The sequence below is a fragment of the Sanguibacter suaedae genome, assembly GCF_016342785.1.
Taxonomy (GTDB): Bacteria; Actinomycetota; Actinomycetes; order Actinomycetales; family Cellulomonadaceae; genus Sanguibacter; species Sanguibacter suaedae.
In genome coordinates this window covers 19,418-39,705 of the sequence record NZ_JAEINH010000016.1, presented here as the reverse complement: position 1 = coordinate 39,705, position 20,288 = coordinate 19,418, and the positions used below count along the sequence as shown (strand labels likewise).

Here is a 20,288-nt window from a genome sequence, read left to right as displayed (position 1 = left end):
ACCGATGAGCCCACGGACGAGCCGACCGACCCGGCGCCGGGTGCCACGTGCGACGTCGCGTACACGACGAACGACTGGAACACCGGGTTCACCGCGTCGGTGACCATCACCAACACCGGCACCACCGCGCTGACCGGCTGGAACCTCGCCTTCCAGTTCCCCGCCGGCCAGCAGATCACCCAGGCCTGGTCCAGCCAGGCCACCCAGAGCGGTGACCAGGTCACCCTGACCAACGCCGGCTGGAACGGGACCCTCGCACCTGGGGCCAGCACCACCCTCGGGTTCAACGGCACCCACGGCGGCACCAACACCGCACCCACGACCTTCACGGTCAACGGCACCACCTGCGACTAGCACCACCACCGGCGAGGCACCGCCCCGCCCACCACAGGAGCCGTGGTCCCACCCAGGGACCACGGCTCCTTCCCATCGGGGCGCACGACGCCCACAGCACGAGACAGGACGGACGTCATGAACGGAACAGCACCACGACGATGGTCGCGGGTGGCCGCGGTCCTCGGCAGCGCGCTCGTCGCAGGGAGCCTCCTCGCTCCCGTCCTCACCGCACCGGCCTCGGCGGCCGACCGCGAACCGCTCCGCGACGCTGCGGAGCGCACGGGCCGCACCGTCGGGGTGGCCCTCGCCCCGCACCTCCTCGACGACCCCGCCTACCGGTCCGTCGCAGAGCGCGAGTTCTCCCTCGTCGTCGCCGAGAACGCGATGAAGTGGGACTCCACCGAGCCCAACCGCGGGACGTTCACGTGGGGCGGGGCGGACGAGGTCGCGCAGTTCGCGGCCGACAACGACGCCGAGCTCTACGGCCACACCCTCGTGTGGCACTCCCAGCTCCCCTCGTGGGTCTCCGCCATCACGGACCCCGACGACCTCAGGACCGCCATGACGGAGCACGTCAGCGCCGTCGCCGGCCGGTACGCGGGCGACGTCACCGCATGGGACGTCGTCAACGAGGCCTTCGAGGGCGACGGGACACGACGCCGGTCGGTCTTCCAGGAGCGCCTCGGCGACGGGTACATCGAGGACGCCTTCCGTGCCGCACGGGCCGCCGACCCGGACGCCCGCCTGTGCATCAACGACTACAGCACCGACGGGATCAACGCGAAGAGCACCGCGATCTACGAGCTGGTCCGCGACTTCCTCGCCCGCGGCGTCCCCATCGACTGCGTCGGGTTCCAGTCGCACCTCATCGTCGGGCAGGTCCCGTCCTCCATGGAGGCGAACCTCCGGCGGTTCTCCGACCTCGGGATCGACGTACGGATCACCGAGCTGGACATCCGGACGACCACACCGCCGACACCCGCAGCGCTGGAGCGCCAGGCGGCCGACTACCGCACCGTCGTCGAGGCCTGCCTCGCGGTCACCCGCTGCGACGGCGTGACCCTGTGGGGGGTGTCGGACGCGAACTCCTGGATCCCCGGGGTGTTCCCAGGACAGGGCGCAGCCCTCCTCTGGGACGAGGACTACGCGACCAAGCCGGCGTACACCGCCGTCGCGGACGCTCTCGGTGCCGGCACCGTCGACCCGGGTCCGGACCCGACCGAGGAGCCCACCGATCCAGGTCCGGACCCCGACCCGACGGGTCCGCCGGCGACCTCCACCTGCGAGGTGGCGTTCACCCGGCACGCCTGGGACACCGGGTTCACGGCCGCCCTGACGTTCACCAACACGGGGACCGAGCCCCTCACCGGGTGGTCGCTGACCTTCGACATGCCCGCGGGCCAGTCCCTCACGCAGGGGTGGTCGGGAACCTGGTCGCAGACCGGCCGCACGGTCACCGTGGCGGCCCCCGCATGGGCGACGGACGTCGCCCCGGGCGGCAGCGTCAGCACGGGCTTCAACGCCTCCCACTCCGGGGACGCGTCGGTGCCGGAGACCTTCGAGGCGAACGGCGTCGCCTGCGCCGTCCGCTGACGGGGAGCACCTAAACGATTCGGACGGTAGGCATCGTCGAAGCGCTTCGCTACCCTCGTGTCACCGCCGGGCGCGCTCACACCCGCCTGCGCGCTCGCCCTGCCGAGCAGGGCGAGCACCACACCGCCAGACACGAAGGAGTGACGCGGATGCGTGTTCTACCTGCTGTCGTACCTCTCACAGCGCTCGGCCTGCTCGTCGGGGGGCTCGGTGCCACAGCCGCACCGAGCCCCCTGGCCCCGGCCGCCGCCAGCACCTCGACCTCGGGGTACGAGTGGGGCAACGTCGAGATCGTCGGTGGAGGGTTCGTCCCCGCCATCATCTTCAACCAGTCCGAACCGGGCCTCGCCTACGCCCGCACCGACATCGGGGGCGCGTACCGCCTCGACGTCAGCACGCAGCGGTGGGTGCCGCTCCTCGACCACGTCGGCTGGGACGACTGGGGGCACAGCGGAGTGCTCAGCCTCGCCACCGACGCCGTCGACCCGGACCGCGTCTACGCGGCCGTCGGGACCTACACGAACAGCTGGGACCCGAACAACGGTGCCATCCTGCGCTCGACCGACCGGGGCGAGACCTGGGAGACGACCGACCTACCGTTCAAGGTGGGTGGCAACATGCCGGGCCGCGGCATGGGCGAACGCCTGCAGATCGACCCGAACGACAACTCCGTCCTCTACTACGGCGCCGAGAGCGGCAACGGTCTGTGGCGCAGCACCGACTTCGGCGTCACCTGGTCGCAGGTGACCGAGTTCCCCAACGTCGGCAACTACGTCCAGGACCCGAGCTACGACTACACGGCCGACAACCAGGGCGTCACGTGGGTGACGTTCGACCCGTCGACGGGCACCCCCGGGAACCGGACCCAGACCGTCTACGTCGGTGTCGCCGACAAGGAGAACACCGTCTACCGCTCCACCGACGGCGGCACAACCTGGGAGCGCGTCCCCGGCCAGCCCACCGGCTTCCTCGCCCACAAGGGCGTCATCGACGCGGAGGGCCAGCAGCTGTACATCGCCACGTCGGACACCGGCGGACCCTACGACGGCGCCTCGGGCGACGTGTGGCGCCTCGACCTCGCGACCGACGAGTGGACCAACGTCTCCCCCGTGCCCTCGACGAGCGCCGACTCCGCGTTCGGGTACAGCGGCCTGACGATCGACCGGCAGGACCCGGACACCCTCATGGTCGTCACGCAGCTCCAGTGGTGGCCGGACATCAACATCTACCGCTCGACGGACCGCGGTGAGACGTGGAGCCCCATCTGGGAGTGGGCCGCGTACCCGGAGCGCACCCTGCGGTACACCCAGGACATCAGCGGGGCGCCCTGGCTCGACTTCGGGCGTGCACCCGCACCGCCGGAGCCCAGCCCCAAGCTCGGCTGGATGACCGAGTCCTTCGAGATCGACCCGTTCGACTCCGACCGCTTCTTCTACGGGACCGGTGCGACCGTCTACGGCGGCACCAACCTCACGGACTGGGACGACGGCGGGACCGTCGACATCTCCGTCAAGGCCCAGGGCATCGAGGAGACCGCGGTCCTCGACCTCGTGGCGCCCCCGGGCGGCGCCGAGCTCATCTCCGGGCTGGGTGACATCGGCGGGTTCGTCCACGACGACATCACCGAGGTCCCGGACCAGATGTACGCACAGCCGTACCACGGCGCCGTGCACAGCCTCGACTACGCCGAGCTCTCCCCCACGACGGTCGTCCGCGTGGGCCAGGGCGTCGACGGCGAGGTCGACTCGCACATCGGTGTGTCGACGAACGGCGGCGACAGCTGGTTCGCGGGACAGCAGCCCGCGGGTGTCACCGGAGCGGGGACGGTCGCGGTCAACGCGGACGGCAGCCGCATCGTCTGGAGCCCCGAGGGTGCCGACGTCCACGTCTCGACGACGCTCGGGTCCAGCTGGACCGCGACGACCGGGCTCCCGCAGGGCGCGCGCGTCGAGGCGGACCGGGTGAACCCGGAGACGTTCTACGCCGTGCACGCGGGGACGTTCTACACGAGCACCGACGGGGGGGCGACCTTCACGGCCTCGGCCGCGACCGGGCTCCCCGCGGAGGGCAACGTGCGCTTCGCGGCCGTCCCCGGGCACGAGGGTGACGTGTGGCTCGCCGGCGGCGCGACGGACGGGACCTACGGCATGTGGCGCTCCACGGACTCCGGCGCCACCTTCACCGCCGTCGAGGGCGTCGACGAGGGCGACTCGATCGGTTTCGGGAAGGGCGCCCCCGGCAGCACGTACCCGAGCGTCTACACGTCCTCGAAGATCGACGGCGTGCGCGGGATCTTCCGCTCCGACGACGCGGGCGCGTCGTGGACGCGCATCAACGACGACGAGCACCAGTGGGCGTGGACCGGGTCGACCATCACCGGCGACCCCGACGTCCACGGTCGCGTCTACGTCGGGACCAACGGTCGCGGGATCGTCGTCGGTGACGCCGGTGACTACGTCCCCACCGACCCGGAGCCCACCCCGGACCCGACCGACGAGCCCACGGACGAGCCGACGGACGAGCCCACCGAGGAGCCGACCGACGAGCCCACCGTGGACCCGACGGACGAGCCGACGGACCCCGCACCGGGTGCGTCGTGCGAGGTCGCGTACTCCACGAGCGACTGGAACACGGGGTTCACCGCCTCGGTGCGGATCACGAACACCGGGACCGCCGCGCTGTCCGGGTGGAGCCTCGACTTCACGTTCCCCGCGGGTCAGCAGATCACCCAGGCCTGGTCGAGCGTGGCCGGCCAGAGCGGTGACCGCGTGACGCTCACCAACGCCCCGTGGAACGGGACTCTCGCCCCCGGCGCCAGCACGACGATCGGGTTCAACGGGTCGCACTCCGGGACGAACACCGCTCCGGACACCTTCACCGTGAACGGGGCCGCCTGCGACTAGGGCGGCGAACGGTCCCGTCCGGAGCCGGGCGGGACGTGACACGAGGGCCTGCGGTCCGCTCCTGGGAGCCGACCGCAGGCCCTCGTGGTCGGGTCAGCCCTGCGCGTCGGCGGTGTAGAAGCGTCGGATCGTCTCCTCCGCCTTCTTCCCGAACGGGCAGTAGTCGTCGTTGAGGGCCGCCGCGGACTCGTCGTAGAGGGCCGCGGGCCAGTCCCAGAGCATGAACCCTCGGACCCACGACCGCCGCCGGGCCGCGCCGAGCATCGCCTCGTAGTAGTCGCGCTGCGCGTCCTCGCTGGGTGCCCCTGGCGACGACCAGTCGTTGGGGAGCGCGGGCGAGCCCTCACGGCTGGGGCACCCGGCCTCCATGAACACGAAGGGCTTGTCGTACGAGGAGAGCACACCCTCGATGCGGTCCAGCTGGGCCTCCCAGTCGTCCACCGGGTAGTAGCCGCTCGAGGAGATGACGTCGACGGCGTCCCACCACCGGACGGCGCCCTCCTGGTACTTGTCGCAGTTGTACGTGACGGTGCCGCTGTACACCTCGCGGACGGCGGCGACGACGGCACGCCACTCCGCCTCCCGGTGATCCGTCTGGACCATCTCGCACCCCACGCAGAGCATCTCGCACCCGGTCTCCTGGGCGATCCGCGCGTAGTGGACCATGAACTCCGTGTAGCTCGCGAACCACTGCGACCACGTCGGCTCGCAGGGGACGTCCGTCTCGAAGAAGCTGATGTAGGCCCGCCACGTCCCGTCGGCGCAGTTCACCACAGGTTTGAGACACACCTTCTGCCCGAGACCGTGCGCACGCTCCACCGCGTCACGGACCTCGTCGTCGGTGACCGTCGGGTGCTCCTTGAAGTGGATCTCCGTGGAGTGCGCCGTGTCCTGGAGCGCGGAGAACGTCACCGCCGTCCACGTGGTCCCGAGGCGTTCGACCATGAGCTCCATGGAGCGGCGGGCCTCCGGCCCGGTCCAGGTACCGCGGGTCCCCACCCATCCCCAGGTCATGCCGGCCATGTAGTCCGTGCGATCCACGGTCACCCCTCACGTCGTCGTGACAGAACGACCCACTGTATCCCCGGCCGTTCGAGGTGCGCACACAACTTCTTCACGGGAGGGTTAGGGGGTCCGGATCGCACACGCACCACAGCACGGAAGGAGAGCACAATGACTCATCCCACCGGGAACAGCTCCGCACGGGCCACCACGGACCGAGCGCCCTACCAGTGGCTGGCGCTCGTCATCGGAGTCGTCTACCTGCTCGTCGGAGTCGTCGGATTCTTCGTCACCGGCTTCGAGGGATTCACGGAGCACGATCACGACCAGACGCTCCTCGGCTTCGCGATCAACCCGCTGCACAACATCGTCCACATCCTCATCGGTGTGCTCGGTGTCGCGCTGTGGAACAAGCGGTCCACCGCCCGCATCTACGGATGGATCCTCGCCGTCGGCTACGGAGCCGCATCGATCTACGGGCTCATCGTCGCGGGTGACGCCGAGGGCAACATCCTCAACATCAACGGCGCCGACAACGGCCTGCACATCGCGAGCACCCTGGCCGGCCTCGCCATCGCGCTGTGGCCCGAGCGCGACCGGGCACGCACCTCCCGCACCTGACCGGTTGCCCCTCCCGGGGACACGTGCCACGGTGGATGCCTCTTCCAGCAGCGCGGAGAGCATCCATCACCCCGCACCGGGAGCCGACGATGCCCCTCTGGAACAGAACGACCACCGTCGTGGCAGCGTCCGCGACAGCCGGCGCCGCCGCCCTCGTCGCGAGGCGGCTGCGCCCCGGGACCACGTCACCTCCTCGATGGCATGCCGTGACGATCGACCGACCCGCCTCGGAGGTCCCCGGGCCCGCCGCCTCCTGGCCCGCCCCGCTCGCCCGCCTCGCCGACGACGTCGAGCTCCGCACGAACCCCGCTCCGGGAGACCGCGGCACGGAGGTCTACGCGCAACGCCGGGCCGACCGCACCGACCCCACCCTCGACGGACGTATCCGTGGGGCGCTCCGCGAGACCCGGATGATCCTCGAGACGGGCGAGATCCTCCTCGGCGACGCCCCGTCCACCACGAGGAGCACGGTGACGAACCTGCCCCTGCGCCTCGCGCTCCGGCACGCACGGACGGGAGGCCGGCTGTGAGGGCGCTGCTGTGGGAGGGCGTCAACGAGCTCGCCGTCCGGGACGTCCCCGACCCCGTCCTGCGCAACGACGGGGACATCGTCGTCAAGGTCCGGCGCACCGTCACCTGCGGGTCCGACCTCCACCTCGTCGGCGGCTACATCCCCTTCATGCGCGCAGGCGACGTCCTGGGGCACGAGTTCGTCGGGGAGGTCGTGGAGGTCGGCAGCGGGGTCCGCAACCACTCCGTCGGCGACCGGGTGGTCGTGAGCTCCTTCATCGCGTGCGGACGATGCTGGTTCTGCCGCAAGGGCCTGTTCTCCGCGTGCGACAACGGCAACACGAACCCGGCGATCACCGAGACCCTGTGGGGGTTCTCCCCCGGCGGGTGCTTCGGGTACTCCCACGCCCTCGGCGGCAACGGCGGCAGCCACGCCGAGTACGTCCGGGTGCCGTACGGGGACGTCGGCGCCTTCCGGATCCCCGACGGCGTGAGCGACGAGCGTGCCCTCTTCGCCTCCGACTCGGTCCCGACCGGGTGGATGGGCGCCGAGCTCGGTGGCGTGACGCCCGGTGACGTCGTGGCCGTGTGGGGCGCCGGGGCCGTCGGCCAGATGGCCGCCCGCTCGGCGATGCTCCTGGGCGCGGAGAAGGTCGTCGTCATCGACCGTCTCGCCCCGCGCCTGCAGCAGGTCGTATGCTTCATCGGCTGCGACGTCATCGACTACTCCTCGACCGACGTCCACGAGGCGCTCCTCGAGTACACGGGTGGTCGCGGTCCGGACGTGTGCATCGAGGCCGTGGGCATGGAGGCGCACTCCTCCGGCCCCGGGCACCTCTACGACCAGGTGAAGCAGCAGCTGCGGCTGCAGACCGACCGTCCCACGGCCGTGCGGCAGGCGATCTACAGCTGCCGCAAGGGCGGGAGCGTCTTCGTCCTCGGCGTGTTCGCCGCGCTCGTCGACAAGTTCCCCCTCGGTGCGGTGATGAACAAGGGCCTGACGCTCCGGTCGTCGCAGATGCACGGCCAGCGCTGGATCCCCATGCTGCTCGAGCGTATGGAGCGCGACGAGATCGTCACCGAGCACCTGGCGACGCACGTCATGAGCCTCGAGGACGGTCCTCGCGGCTACCAGCTGTTCAAGGACAAGGCCGACGGCTGCGTCCGGTCGGTGCTCGTGCCCTGAGCCACGGTGTCCCGGCGGCCGTCAGGCTGCCGGGACGCCGGCCGACACCGGCAGGGCGTGCGGGAACTCCGCGCAGCGCCCCTGGAACGCGAGGATGCTCGGGTTGACGACGCGCCCGTCCCGGATCTCGACGGCACGCCCGATGGTCCGGTCCGTCTCCCAGGCGTCCGGGCCGTCGGTGACGGTCCGCAGGAAGGGCAGGAGGGCCTCGCTGAGCTCCCACGTCGCCGATGCCCACAGGTAGGACGGGCTGTGGTCGACCGCGTAGTACCGCACGTGGTCGCCGACGGTGAACACCGGGGCCGCGAAGCTCGTGGGACGCGCCCACCCGAAGCCCATGGCCTCGTCGCATGAGACGTCCACCACGAGGCTCCCGGGACGGAACGCCTGGAGGTCGGACTCCTCGAGGTAGGTGAGCGGTGCATCGGTGTCCTGGAGGGTGCAGTTCACGACGACGTCACGCTCCGCGAGGAAGGTCGCGAGGGGTACACGGCCCCGCTCGGTGACGACGTGGTTCGGGGACGACCGGTCGTGATCGAGCTGGACGATGCGCGCCGAGTGGATGGGCGACCCGACGGCCGCGACGTCCCGCGTGGTCACCACCTGCACGTCGTGCACGCCGTGCGCGTTGAGCGCGGTCACCGCGCCGCGAGCCGTCGCCCCGAAACCGATGACCACGGCGCGCAGCGGCCGCCCGTAGTCCCCGGTAGCCCCGGTGAGCTGGAGCGCGTGCAGCACTGAGCAGTACCCGGCGAGCTCGTTGTTCTTGTGGAAGACGTGCAGCCCGAACCCGCCGTCGCTCGCCCAGTGGTTCATCGCCTCGAAGGCGATGAGGGTGAGGCGCTCGTCGATGGCGACCTGGGTGAGCGCGGGGTCCTGGACGCAGTGCGGCCAGCCCCAGAGCGTCTGACCGGGGCGAAGGTCCTCGAGGTCGGACGCCTGCGGCTTCGGCAGGAGCACGACGTCGCTCGACGCGACGACCTCGGCACGCGGCCGGATGTCCCGGACGAGCGGGGCGAGCTGCGCGTCGCTGAACCCGAAGGACTCCCCGTAGCCGGTCTCCAGGACGATCCGGTCACGGACGTCGGCATCGATGCGGACGAGGTGCTCGGGGTGCAGGGGGAGCCGTCGTTCGTCGGGCTTGCGTGAGGTCGCGACCACGCCCAGGGTCAGCGGGCCGCCACCCCGGGTGCGGTCGGGGGTCCCCGTCGTCTCGTCCTGAGTGGTGCCGGAGCCGTGCACGGACCGTTCGGTCATCGGAGCGTCCTCACCGGGTCGGCGCAGCGCCAACCACGGGTCAAGACTACGCCCGCTCCGGGTCACCCGATGCGGAACCGCCCCACGAGGTCGTCCATGACGCTGTCGAGACGTGCGTCGACGGTGCGCCGCGCCGGGTCCGCGTCGTACCAGTCGACGATCTCCCGCGCCCCCTGCTCGAAGGGGATGGTCGCCCGGAATCCCGGGACCACGCTGCGCAGCTTGGAGTTGTCGAAGAGCATCGAGTGGGCCTTGTCGCCGAGGAGCCCCTCGCCCCACCCGGGGTCGGCAGCAGCGATCGCGTCGGAGGGCACGTGGACGATGCGCGGCTCCACGCCGGCGGCGGCGGCCAGGGCGCGGACGATCTGGTCCCAGGTGAGGGCGTCGTCGGACGTGATGTGGAACGCCTCACCGAGCGTCCGCGGGTGCCCGAGGAGCGGGACGAGGCCGCGGGCGAAGTCCTCGTGGTGGGTCAGCGTCCACAGCGACGTGCCGTCGCCGTGGACGACGACCTCCTTGCCCTGCCGCATCCGCTCCATGGCCGTCCAGCCGCCGTCGAGCGGGACCATCGTGCGGTCGTAGGTGTGCGACGGGCGGACGATGGTCATCGGGAACCCGTGCTCGCGGTACTCCCGGACGAGGAGGTCCTCGCACGCGATCTTGTCGCGGGAGTACTGCCAGAAGGGGTTCCGCAGCGGGGTCGACTCGACGACCGGCACCCGCGCGGGCGGGGTCTGGTACGCGGACGCCGAGCTGATGAACACGTACTGCCCGGTGCGCGCCCCGAAGAGGTCCATGCTCGTACGGACGTGGTCGGGGGTGAACGCCAACCAGTCGACGACGGCGTCGAACTCGAGACCGCCGAGGGCCTCGCGGACGGTCCCGGGGTCGCGCACGTCGGCACGGTGGACCGTCGCCCCCTCCGGGAGGGGACGCTCCCGGCTCTCCCCGCGGTTGAGGACGTGGAGGTCGATCCCCCGCTCGACGGCGAGGCGGGACGACGCGGAGCTGATGACGCCGCTGCCGCCGACGAACAGGACCCTGGGTGCGCTCATGCGGGCAGCCTAGCCCCGCACCGCCGGGTCCGCTCGTGCGTCAGCCGGCCGTGAGCCGCTCCCCGATGAGCTGCGCCATGAGGTCGTACCCCTCCTCGTTGGGGTGGATCCCGTCCTCGCTGATGTACTCCGACCACCGGCTCGTGTCGACCCGGTCGAGGAGGTCGGCCGCGTCCACGTACTCGACACCGACCGCGTCGGCGGCACCCTCGATGGCGTCGCTCATCTCCACGGACATCCCCGCCAGGAGCGGGTTGACGGGGAACGGACCCACGACGACGATCCGCGCCGCGGGCATCCGCTCGACGAGCTCGTGGAAGACGTCCTCCGCGGCGACGGCCACGTCGGCCGCGACCTGGTCCTGGAAGATGTCGTTGGTCCCCCCGGACACGACCACGACGTCCGCCCCGGTCTCGACGATCCCGTCGACCCGCTCCGGGAAGGGCACCCCGGCACCCGGGACGAGGTAGCCGGATCCCCCGACGCCGTCCACGAGCTCGAGCTCCCACCCCAGGTCCTCGGCCACCTGCCACGCGTAGCCGCGCTCGGGGGGCGCGCCGACCCCCTCCGTGAGCGAGTCCCCGAGGAACGCGATGCTCACGTCCTCGGTGGGCGCCGGCCCGGTGGTCGCCTCCTCGGGAGGCGCCGTGGTCGTCGCGCCCTCGGTGGTCACCGTGGTCGATCCTTCTTCGTCCCACGCGGCCCAGGTCAGGCCGGCGGCGAGCAGGATCAGGGCGACGACGATCAGACCGGCCCACAGGGCGACAGGGCGGCGACGGTCGGCTCGGGTTTCGCTCATGACACCGAGGTTAAGGGTGTCGGTCCTGTGGCACGACCCGGCACATCCTCAGGAGGCACGGGGACGACGAAGGCCCCCCAGGAGATCCCGGAGGGCCTTCATGGTCTGGAGACCAGACCATCATGAGTAGCGGGGACAGGATTTGAACCTGCGACCTCTGGGTTATGAGCCCAGCGAGCTACCGAGCTGCTCCACCCCGCGTCGGTAAGGACAACGCTACACCACGCTCGACCGACAGCGTGAATCGGGACGGAGATGCACGGCGACGAACGCACTCCCGCCCGTGTCAGGTCTCGGGTCCCGCGTCTCCCCCGGGCCCCACGACCACCCGGTCCCGGCCGGCCCGCTTCGCCTCGTAGAGGCGCTCGTCGGCCCGCCGCAGGAGACCGCTCCTGGAGTCGCGCCCCGCGCGCGCCACGCCGATGCTCACGGTCACGGGGACGTCGCCCGTGAGGCCGCGCCAGTCGTGCCCGGCGACGGCCGCACGCAGCCCCTCGAACCGGTGGAGCGCCTCACCGGTCCCCGTCCCGGTGAGGACCACGAGGAACTCCTCGCCGCCGATCCGGGCAGCGAAGCCGCCCCGCCCGCACCCGTCGCCCGGCGACGCGACGGCGTCCTCGAGGAGGCGCGCCACCTGCCGCAGCACGTGGTCCCCGACCTCGTGGGAGCACGTGTCGTTCACCCGCTTGAAGTGGTCGAGGTCGACGAGGCCCACGACGACACCCGGCCCACCGGCACGGCTCGCGTCGACGAGACCCTGGAGCTCCTCGTCGACGTACCTGCGGTTGTGGAGCCCGGTGAGCGCGTCGCGTCGCGCCTCGTCCCGGAACACGTCGGCCCGCCGGCGCGCTTCCGCCGTCTCGAAGAGGGTCTGCCGCAGGCGCGCCCGGCGCTCGCGCTGGTCGTCGAGCTGGGCCCGTTCGGCGGCGTGGAAGGCCCGGTAGGTCCGCCACGCGCTCTCGAAGTCGCCCGCGGCCGCGAACACCTCGGACTCCTCCTCGAGGACGACGGGAAGGACGGACCCGAGCCCGTGCTCGTCGCACAGCCCACGGCTCTCGTCGACGGCGTGCCGCGCGCCGACGAGGTCGCCCAGGTGTCGCCGGGTGACCGCGTGGGTCACGAGCAGCTGGGCGAGGAGGTCGCTCTCCTTGCAGTCCGCGCCCGCCCGGTAGATCGCGACCGCGCGCCGCGCCGTCGCCTCGGCATCGACGAACCGACCCCTCTGGACCTGGATCCGGGCGATCGTGTCGAGGGTGGACGACCGGAGCGGCACACCGTGCGTGTCACTCAGGGCGCCAAGGCGCTCGATGACCGCCCACGCACCGTCGGCGTCGCCGGCCGTCGACAGTCGGTAGGCGAGGTTGTTCAGCGCCGACAGCTGCTGCGGGACGTCCCCGACGTCGGCGGCGATCTGCTCCGCCTCGAGATAGCGCTCGTACGCGGCGGCGCCCGACCCCGTCTCGTGGAGGGCATCAGCGAGCCGACGCAGGTGCGTCGACCGCACGGACCCCGGGGCGTCGGCGTCGAGGAGCTCGACGGCGGCCACCGCGTGCTCGAGGTACGTCGCGAGGTCGCCGGCGTCACGGCTCGTCCACGAGAGCAGGCTCAGCGTCCGGGCCTGCAGCAGGCGCTCACCCACCTCGACCGCCCACGCGTGCGCGCGCCACAGGAGCGACGCGGACTCCGCGAGCGCACCCTGGCGCTCGAGGACGTCGGCGCGCACGACGCGTGCCCGCCACACGAGGGTCTCCTCCCCGAGCCTGCGGGCGAGGGTCTCGACGCGGTCGGCGACGTCGAGGCTCCGCTCGGAGTCGAAACCGACCGTGGACTCGAGGTCGGCCATGACCCGCGACAGGTCCGCGGGCGAGGAGTCGTCCGCGAGGGCCGGTGTCGCCCCGCCCCCGGGGACGACGCGCGAGCCCGGGGAGGCAGAGCGGTGCCCTGGGTGCTGGGGGCGGGGGGCGGAGGACATCGCCCACCCCATCGGCAGGTCCGTCACGGGAGTGAGGGACCTGCCCGTTCCCGGGCCGGGGACGCGCGTCGAGGTCAGCGGCGCCGCGTCGGTTCCTGGCGCTCGACCCGGTCCCAGCCGGGACGGCCCTGGCGCGACCCGAGCCGGTCGGACCGCGACCGGTACACGACGTACGGGCGCCACATGTACCCGACCGGAGCGCTGAACACGTGGACGAGCCGGGTGAACGGCCACACGGCGAAGAGCAGCATGGCGCTCATGCCGTGGAGCTGGAACCCGATGGGCGCGTCGGCCATGAGCTCGGGGTGGAGGTCGAACCGGAAGATGCCGCGGAACCACACGGACACGCCGTCCCGGTAGTCGTAGTGCCCGCCGAGGTTGAGGATCGAGCCGGCGATCGTGTTCCACATGCCCAGGAAGATCACGACGGCGAGCATGAGGTACATGACCTTGTCCATGCGGGTGGTGGCCCGGAACACGGGTCCGACGGTGCGCCGCCGGTAGATGAGGAGCGCGAGGCCGAGAACGGTGCACACCCCCGCCACCGCGCCGATGCTCACGGCGAGGAAGTGGTAGAGCTCGGCGCTCATGCCCACGGCCTCCGTCCAGGACTTGGGGATGCCGAGTCCCATGACGTGGCCGAGGAACACGGCGAGGATCCCGAAGTGGAACATGGGGCTCGCCCAGCGCAGGAGCCGCGACTCGTAGAGCTGGGAGGACCGGGTCGTCCACCCGAACTTGTCGTAGCGGTACCGCCACACGTGCCCGAGCACGAAGAACGCGAGGCAGACGTACGGGACGACGACCCAGAGGACCGTGTCGGTGGTGGTGGTCATCGGCGGGCTCCTGTGTCCGGCATGTACGACGGTGGCGCGAACGGCTCGAGGCCGACCTCCTCGCCGGGAGGTCCCTCGGCGGCGAGGCGGGCGACGGCCTCCCGGTCCTTCCCCACCAGCGGGGGCAGCGTCGCGCAGACGGCGACGACGGCACCCGCGTAGGGAGACCCCGCGTCGAGGAGCGCGAGCCTCAGCAGCTCCAGTCCCGCGCGGTGCGCGAGGAGGAGGCGCATCGCCGCTTCCTGGGCGGCGGGCTCGCCCGTGGACCCCAGCTCGAGCACGACGGCGAGGTGGTCGGGGAGCTCGTCGGCGGCGAGCTCGTAGCCCACACCGGCGAACGCCTGCTTGAACTCCACGAGCGCCACACCACGTTTGCGGGTGTCCCCGTACGCGTAGTACGTGAGGTAGAGCGAACGACGTCGGGCGAGGTCGAAGGTCCGCACGTACTCGGCCTCGAGCTCCGTGGCGCGGCTGCCCTCCAGGTGCTCGAGGAGCGCGTCGAAGGGCACGGTCAGGTGCGCCGACCGCGGCCCGAGCCCGTCGAGCGCGTGCCGCAGCCGCGGGACGGCCTCGACGAGCTCGGGCGACGGGTAGTCGAGGACCATCGCGGCGACCTTGTGGACGACGGCGTGCTCCCGCGTCGCCGCGGCCCGCGCCGCAGCCGCACGCGCGACGCGGTTCACCGCGTCCCTCCGTCGACGGGCCCGCCGCCGTCGGAGACGTCAGCGGGGTCGGTCCCTGCTCCCGCGGGCCCCGCTGCGCTCCCCCCGGCCGGTCGCGGCTGGACGAGCGCCTCCGACGGGGTGGGGTCGGGCTCCTGGAGCCCCGCGTCCTGCGCCTTCGGCGGGAAGAGGCCGGCGGGTGCCCCCTTGCCGTCCCAGCTGAGGAGGTTCACCCGGGCCTTCCGGGTGGCCGGGTCGGCGACCGTGTCGGTGGTCTGCCGCTGCTGGAGCATGTGGAAGTTCTCCACCGCGATGGGGTCGTTGTACCCGTTCCCGGAGCCCTCGCCGAACGGGCCCGACCCGCCCATCCCGGGCCCGCCGTCGTAGTCGAGGCTGCACTCGGTGGCGAGCTCCTCGAGCCCGTGGGCCTGCTCGGCGTGGGCGGCGGGGATGACGTACCGCTCGTCGTACTTCGCGAGCGCGAGCAGGCGGTACATCTCGTACATGGTGGCCTCGTCCATGCCCACCGCCTCCGGGATGGCCGGGTTGCCGGGGCGCCCCATGTTGAGGTCGCGCATGTAGGAACGCATGGCGGCGAGGCGCTTGAGGACCGCGTTCACCGGTTCGACGTCACCTGCGGTGAAGAGCTCCGCGAGATACTCGACGGGGATCCGCAGGGCGTCGATGGCTGCGAAGAGGTTCCCGGAGTCCTCGGAGTCCTCCCCCGTCTCGCCCACGACGTCCACGACGGGCGACAGCGGCGGGATGTACCAGACCATCGGCAGCGTGCGGTACTCGGGGTGCAGCGGCAGCGCCACCTCGTACGTGTTGATGAGGGCCCAGATCGGGGACCGCTGCGCGGCCTCCACCCAGTCCCTCGCGATCCCGGCCCGCTCGGCCTCACGCTGCACCTCGGGGTCGTTCGGGTCGAGGAAGACGCGCCGCTGGGAGGCGAGCAGCTCGCGCTCGTCCGTGACGGACGCGGCCTCGAGGACGCGGTCGGCGTCGTAGAGGACGAGCCCGATGTACCGCAGACGCCCCACGCACGTCTCCGAGCACACGGTGGGCAGCCCCACCTCGATGCGGGGGAAGCAGAACGTGCACTTCTCGGCCTTGCCCGTCTTGTGGTTGAAGTAGACCTTCTTGTACGGGCACCCGGTGACGCACTTGCGCCACCCGCGGCACTGGTCCTGGTCGACGAGGACGATGCCGTCCTCGGAGCGCTTGTAGATCGCGCCCGAGGGGCAGGACGCCGCGCACGACGGGTTGAGGCAGTGCTCGCAGATGCGCGGCAGGTAGAACATGAAGGTCTGCTCGAACTCGAGCCTCACCTTGTCCGAGACCTTCGCGAGGACCGGGTCCGCCTTGGTCAGCTCCGGGGAGCCACCGAGGTCGTCGTCCCAGTTGGCGCTCCACCGCACCTGCATGTCCTCGCCGCTGATGAGCGACTTGGGGCGGGCGACGGGCGTGTGCTCCTGGAGCGGGGCGTCCGTGAGGTTCTCGTAGTCGTAGGTCCAGGGCTCGTAGTACTCGTCGAGCGACGGCTGCTTGGGGCTCGCGAAGATCGTGAAGAGGTTCTTGAGCCTCCCGCCCGCCTTGAGCTGCAGCCGCCCCCGCTTGGTGAGGGTCCACCCACCCTGCCACTTGTCCTGGTCCTCGTACGTCCGCGGGTACCCCTGGCCCGGACGCGTCTCGACGTTGTTGAACCACACGTACTCGGTGCCCGTGCGGTTGGTCCACGCCTGCTTGCAGGTGACCGAGCACGTGTGGCACCCGATGCACTTGTCGAGGTTCATGACCATCGCCATCTGTGCCATGACCCGCATCAGTACTGCACCTCCTGGGAACGGCGACGGACCACGGTGACCTCGTCGCGCTGGTTGCCCGTGGGGCCGAGGTAGTTGAACGCGTAGGCGAGCTGCGCGTACCCGCCGATGAGGTGGCTGGGTTTGACGAGCAGGCGCGTGAGGGAGTTGTGGATACCGCCCCGCCTGCCCGACGTCTCGGTCCTCGGCACGTCGATCAGCCGGTCCTGCGCGTGGTACATGTACACGGTCCCCTCGGGCATGCGGTGCGAGACGATCGCGCGTGCGACGACCACCCCGTTGCGGTTGACGGCCTCGATCCAGTCGTTGTCCTTGATCCCGACCTTCGCGGCGTCGAGGTCGCTCATCCACACGGTGGGGCCACCGCGGGACAGCGACAGCATGAACAGGTTGTCCTGGTACTCGGAGTGGATGGACCACTTGTTGTGGGGCGTGAGGTACCTGACGGTGACACCGAGCTGCCCGGTCCCCTCGACCTCGGCGGTGTCCCCGACGACCGTCTCGCCGAAGAGCGCCTGCATGTTCAGCGGCGGCCTGAACACGGGCAGCCCCTCACCGATCTCCGTCATCCAGTCGTGGTCGAGGTAGAAGTGCTGCCGGCCCGTGAGCGTGTGCCAGGGCTTGAGGCGCTCGACGTTCACGGTGAACGGCGAGTATCTCCGTCCGCCGTGCTCGGTCCCCGACCACTCCGGCGACGTGATGACGGTCGTGGGTGCGGCCTGGGTGTCGCTGAACGTCACCTGCTTGCCCTCGTGCTCGGCTGCGAGGTCGGCCATCGTCGTCCCGGTGCGCTTCTCGAGGGTGTGGAAGCCCTGCACCGCGAGACGCCCGTTGGTGGTGCCGGACAGTGCGAGGATCGCCTCGCAGACGTGCACGTCCCGGCTCAGCAGCGGCCGCCCGTCCGCGACGGCGCCCGGTTCGCCCGGCCCCACCCGCGCCACACCGTTCTTCCGCGCGAGGTAGTCGATCTCCTTGCCGACGTCGAAGGTCACGCCCTTCGTCGTGAGCCCGAGGGAGTCGGCGAGCGGCCCGAGGGTGGCGAGCTTCGCGGCCACGGCCGTGTAGTCGCGCTCGACGACGACGAGCCTGGGCATCGTCTTCCCGGGCACCGGCTCGCACTCCCCGGCCTTCCAGTCCCGGACCCGCCCGTGCGGGGTCGCCATCGCGTCCGGGGTGTCGTGGAGCAGGGGGGCTGCGACGACGTCGGTGCGCGTCCCGAGGTGGGTCGCCGCGAGCCGGCTGAACGACCGGGCGATCGTCTGGAAGATGTCGAAGTCCGTGCGGGTCTGCCACGGGGGAGCGATCGCCGGGCTGAACGAGTTCACGAAGGGGTGCATGTCCGTCGTGTTGAGGTCGTGCTTCTCGTACCAGGTGGCCGCCGGCAGGACGACGTCGGAGAAGACCGTGGTGCTCGTCATGCGGAAGTCGAGCGACAGGAGCATGTCGAGCTTCCCGGACGGCGCCTCGTCGTGCCACACGACGTCGCGCGGCCGTGACCCTGGAGGCGCCTCCTGCGCCCGGAGGTTCGAGTCCGTCCCGAGGAGGTGGTGGAGGAAGTACTCGTTGCCCTTGCCCGACGAGCCGAGGAGGTTCGCCCGCCACACGGTGAGCACCCGCGGGAAGTTCTCCGGCGAGTCGGGGTCCTCCGCCGCGAAGCGCAGGGTCCCCGCCTTGAGCTCGCGCGGCACGTACTTGTCGACCGTCTCCCCGGCCGCCTCCGCGTCGGCGGCGATCTGCAGAGGGTTGCGGTCGAACGTCGGGTACGACGGCATCCACCCCATGCGGGCCGACTGCGCGATGACGTCCGCCGTGGACTTCCCCGCGAGGTTCCCCGTCCCGGGGGTCGCGGCGGACAGGGTGTCCGCGCTGAACGGGTCGTAGCGGAACTGGTTCGTGTGCAGGTACCAGTAGGCCGTCTGGATCATGGTGCGCGGCGGCCGGTGCCAGTCGTTGGCCGTCGCGTACATCTGCTGCCCGGTGACCGGGCGCACCTTCTCCTGACCCACGTAGTGGGCCCACCCGCCACCGTTGACACCCTGGCAGCCGGTGAGCGTGGTCAGGGTGAGGAACGCCCGGTAGATGGTGTCCGAGTGGAACCAGTGGTTGGTGCCCGCACCCATGAGGATCATGGACCGCCCCCGGGACTCCTCGGCATTCGCCGCGAACTCCCGGCCGATGCGCTCCGCCTTCGCGGCCGGGACACCCGTGAACTGCTCCTGCCACGCCGGGGTGCACGGCTGGGACTCGTCGTCGTAGCCCGTGGGCCACTCCCCCGGCAGCCCGTCACGCCCCACCCCGTACTGCGCGAGCAGGAGGTCGAGGACCGTGGTGACGACGTGCTCGCCCACCCGTCGGACCGGCACGCCGCGGTGGGCGACAGCCCCCGCCCCGTCGAGGGTGTCGAAGCGCGGGAGGTCCACCCGCACCGTCTCGGCGGTGCGCACGTCCGCCAGGTCCGGCCCGCCCGCGCTGAGCTGCGGGTCGACGTCCCCGAGGTCGAGGTTCCAGCGCCCCTCCCCCGCCGGACCGAACCGGTCGCCGAGCGTCCCGCCCGGCACGACCGGCAGACCCGTCCGCGCATCGAGCAGCACGGTCCGGAACGCCGCGTTCTCGCTGCGGCTCTCCGCACCGGGCAGGTCCTCCGCCGTGAGGAACTTCCCCGGGACGTACCCGCCGTCGTGCTCCTCGAGACGCACGAGGAACGGCAGGTCCGTGAAGCGCTGCACGTAGTCGCGGAAGTACGGGACCTCACGGTCCACGAAGAACTCCTTGAGCGTCACGTGCCCCATCGCCATGGCCAGCGCGCCGTCGGTGCCGGGCTGCACGGCGAGCCACTCGTCGGCGAACTTCACGTTGTCGGCGTAGTCGGGCGACACCGCCACGACCTTCTGGCCCCGGTACCGGGCCTCGGCCATCCAGTGCGCGTCCGGGGTCCGGGTCACGGGGACGTTCGAACCCCACATGATGAGGTATCCCGCGTCCCACCAGTCGCCCGACTCCGGGACGTCCGTCTGGTCGCCGAACACCTGCGGCGACGCCACGGGCAGGTCCGCGTACCAGTCGTAGAAGGAGAGCATGGGCGCCCCGATGAGCGCGTGGTACCGCGCGCCCGCGCCGTGCGACACCATCGACATCGCCGGGATGGGTGAGAAGCCGGCCACACGGTCCGGCCCGTACCGGCGGATGGTGTGCACCTGGGCTGCGGCGACCATCTCCGTGGCCTCCTCCCACGACGTGCGCACGAGCCCACCCTTGCCGCGGGCCCGCTTGTACTCCCGCGAACGCTCCGGGTCGTCGACGATGCTCGCCCACGCCTCCACCGGGTCGCCCAGCCGAGTCCGTGCCTCCCGGTACATGTCCAGCAGGACCCCGCGCGCGTACGGGTAGCGCACCCGCGTGGGCGAGTACGTGTACCAGCTGAACGCCGCACCGCGCGGACAGCCACGCGGCTCGTACTCGGGGCTGTCGGGGCCCACCGACGGGTAGTCCGTCTGCTGCGTCTCCCACGTGATGATGCCGTCCTTGACGTACACCTTCCACGAGCACGACCCTGTGCAGTTCACGCCGTGCGTGGACCGCACCACCTTGTCGTGGCTCCACCGGTCCCGGTAGAAGCTGTCCGCGTCACGCCCGCCGATCTGGTGGAGGGTGCGCAGGTCCTCCGACACCTCCTTCTTCCGCAGGTACCGACGGGTCCTCAGCAGCGCCTCGGTGACGTCGCCGTCCATCC

The 20,288-nt window shown here is 71.3% G+C and carries 15 protein-coding genes and 1 tRNA gene; 6 read left to right on the top strand and 10 right to left on the bottom strand.

What is annotated here, in order from left to right; translation table 11 throughout:
* From JAV76_RS13970 to JAV76_RS13960, 3 genes are all read left to right on the top strand, one after another.
* Nucleotides 1–354: cellulose-binding domain-containing protein (locus tag JAV76_RS13970; protein ID WP_198734685.1), on the top strand; the 354-nt coding region annotated here is incomplete at its 5' end.
* Nucleotides 355–471: 117 nt separating this feature from the next.
* Complete coding sequence (locus JAV76_RS13965) at nucleotides 472–1,929, top strand: glycoside hydrolase family 10 protein (protein ID WP_198734684.1); 1,458 nt, start codon at nucleotides 472–474, stop codon at nucleotides 1,927–1,929.
* A 149-nt stretch (nucleotides 1,930–2,078) separates the two neighbouring features.
* On the top strand, nucleotides 2,079–4,832 hold the full coding sequence (locus tag JAV76_RS13960; RefSeq protein ID WP_230402334.1) for a cellulose-binding domain-containing protein: 2,754 nt from the start codon (nucleotides 2,079–2,081) through the stop codon (nucleotides 4,830–4,832).
* A 93-nt stretch (nucleotides 4,833–4,925) separates the two neighbouring features.
* On the opposite strand, the gene JAV76_RS13955 is transcribed toward JAV76_RS13960, so the two are convergent.
* The gene (locus tag JAV76_RS13955; RefSeq protein WP_443728913.1) at nucleotides 4,926–5,873 is read right to left on the bottom strand and encodes a glycoside hydrolase family 113; all 948 of its coding nucleotides are present in this window, start codon (nucleotides 5,871–5,873) and stop codon (nucleotides 4,926–4,928) included.
* 132 nt (nucleotides 5,874–6,005) lie between these two features.
* Here JAV76_RS13955 and JAV76_RS13950 point away from each other — a divergent pair, with 132 nt between their 5' ends.
* From JAV76_RS13950 to JAV76_RS13940, 3 genes are all read left to right on the top strand, one after another.
* On the top strand, nucleotides 6,006–6,455 hold the full coding sequence (locus JAV76_RS13950) for a DUF4383 domain-containing protein (RefSeq protein ID WP_198734682.1): 450 nt from the start codon (nucleotides 6,006–6,008) through the stop codon (nucleotides 6,453–6,455).
* A 206-nt stretch (nucleotides 6,456–6,661) separates the two neighbouring features.
* A complete protein-coding gene (locus tag JAV76_RS13945; RefSeq protein WP_198734681.1) occupies nucleotides 6,662–6,985 on the top strand; it encodes a hypothetical protein in 324 nt (107 codons plus the stop codon).
* A complete protein-coding gene (locus tag JAV76_RS13940; protein WP_198734680.1) occupies nucleotides 6,982–8,151 on the top strand; it encodes a zinc-dependent alcohol dehydrogenase in 1,170 nt (389 codons plus the stop codon). The genes JAV76_RS13945 and JAV76_RS13940 overlap by 4 nt, the downstream gene beginning before the upstream one ends.
* A gap of 21 nt (nucleotides 8,152–8,172) precedes the next feature.
* On the opposite strand, the gene JAV76_RS13935 is transcribed toward JAV76_RS13940, so the two are convergent.
* The 9 genes from JAV76_RS13935 to JAV76_RS13895 form a co-directional block, all read right to left on the bottom strand.
* Nucleotides 8,173–9,408 (bottom strand): N(5)-(carboxyethyl)ornithine synthase, encoded by a 1,236-nt coding sequence (locus JAV76_RS13935; RefSeq protein ID WP_198734679.1) that lies wholly within the window; start codon nucleotides 9,406–9,408, stop codon nucleotides 8,173–8,175.
* Nucleotides 9,409–9,470: 62 nt separating this feature from the next.
* Nucleotides 9,471–10,463: an NAD-dependent epimerase/dehydratase family protein gene (locus tag JAV76_RS13930; RefSeq protein WP_198734678.1), complete on the bottom strand. Its 993-nt coding sequence runs from the start codon at nucleotides 10,461–10,463 to the stop codon at nucleotides 9,471–9,473.
* Between the two features lie 40 nt (nucleotides 10,464–10,503).
* Entirely contained in the window at nucleotides 10,504–11,262 is a 759-nt protein-coding gene (locus tag JAV76_RS13925) for an SGNH/GDSL hydrolase family protein (protein ID WP_198734677.1), read from the bottom strand.
* A gap of 127 nt (nucleotides 11,263–11,389) precedes the next feature.
* Nucleotides 11,390–11,463 (bottom strand) — tRNA-Met (locus tag JAV76_RS13920).
* Nucleotides 11,464–11,548: 85 nt separating this feature from the next.
* Nucleotides 11,549–13,234 carry a sensor domain-containing diguanylate cyclase gene (locus JAV76_RS13915; protein ID WP_198734676.1) on the bottom strand — a complete coding sequence of 562 codons (1,686 nt, stop codon included), beginning with the start codon at nucleotides 13,232–13,234 and terminating at the stop codon, nucleotides 11,549–11,551.
* A gap of 74 nt (nucleotides 13,235–13,308) precedes the next feature.
* Nucleotides 13,309–14,070 carry a respiratory nitrate reductase subunit gamma gene (narI, locus tag JAV76_RS13910; protein ID WP_198734675.1) on the bottom strand — a complete coding sequence of 254 codons (762 nt, stop codon included), beginning with the start codon at nucleotides 14,068–14,070 and terminating at the stop codon, nucleotides 13,309–13,311.
* Nucleotides 14,067–14,753 (bottom strand): nitrate reductase molybdenum cofactor assembly chaperone, encoded by a 687-nt coding sequence (gene narJ, locus JAV76_RS13905; protein ID WP_307844253.1) that lies wholly within the window; start codon nucleotides 14,751–14,753, stop codon nucleotides 14,067–14,069. The genes narI and narJ overlap by 4 nt, the downstream gene beginning before the upstream one ends.
* Complete coding sequence (gene narH / locus JAV76_RS13900) at nucleotides 14,750–16,558, bottom strand: nitrate reductase subunit beta (protein WP_198734674.1); 1,809 nt, start codon at nucleotides 16,556–16,558, stop codon at nucleotides 14,750–14,752. Before narH ends, narJ begins: the two co-directional genes overlap by 4 nt.
* Nucleotides 16,558–20,286: a nitrate reductase subunit alpha gene (locus JAV76_RS13895; RefSeq protein ID WP_198734687.1), complete on the bottom strand. Its 3,729-nt coding sequence runs from the start codon at nucleotides 20,284–20,286 to the stop codon at nucleotides 16,558–16,560. The genes narH and JAV76_RS13895 overlap by 1 nt, the downstream gene beginning before the upstream one ends.
* Nucleotides 20,287–20,288: the final 2 nt, after the last annotated feature.

What these genes read in the sequence shown, in the direction of transcription:
- narH (WP_198734674.1), bottom strand. Translation starts at nt 16,558, where the DNA reads ATGCGGGTCATGGCACAGATGGCGATGGTCATGAACCTCGACAAGTGC.
- JAV76_RS13930 (WP_198734678.1), bottom strand. Translation starts at nt 10,463, where the DNA reads ATGAGCGCACCCAGGGTCCTGTTCGTCGGCGGCAGCGGCGTCATCAGC.
- JAV76_RS13965 (WP_198734684.1), top strand. Translation starts at nt 472, where the DNA reads ATGAACGGAACAGCACCACGACGATGGTCGCGGGTGGCCGCGGTCCTC.
- narI (WP_198734675.1), bottom strand. Translation starts at nt 14,070, where the DNA reads ATGACCACCACCACCGACACGGTCCTCTGGGTCGTCGTCCCGTACGTC.
- JAV76_RS13935 (WP_198734679.1), bottom strand. Translation starts at nt 9,408, where the DNA reads ATGACCGAACGGTCCGTGCACGGCTCCGGCACCACTCAGGACGAGACG.
- JAV76_RS13960 (WP_230402334.1), top strand. Translation starts at nt 2,079, where the DNA reads ATGCGTGTTCTACCTGCTGTCGTACCTCTCACAGCGCTCGGCCTGCTC.
- JAV76_RS13895 (WP_198734687.1), bottom strand. Translation starts at nt 20,286, where the DNA reads ATGGACGGCGACGTCACCGAGGCGCTGCTGAGGACCCGTCGGTACCTG.
- JAV76_RS13925 (WP_198734677.1), bottom strand. Translation starts at nt 11,262, where the DNA reads ATGAGCGAAACCCGAGCCGACCGTCGCCGCCCTGTCGCCCTGTGGGCC.
- JAV76_RS13915 (WP_198734676.1), bottom strand. Translation starts at nt 13,234, where the DNA reads ATGTCCTCCGCCCCCCGCCCCCAGCACCCAGGGCACCGCTCTGCCTCC.
- JAV76_RS13950 (WP_198734682.1), top strand. Translation starts at nt 6,006, where the DNA reads ATGACTCATCCCACCGGGAACAGCTCCGCACGGGCCACCACGGACCGA.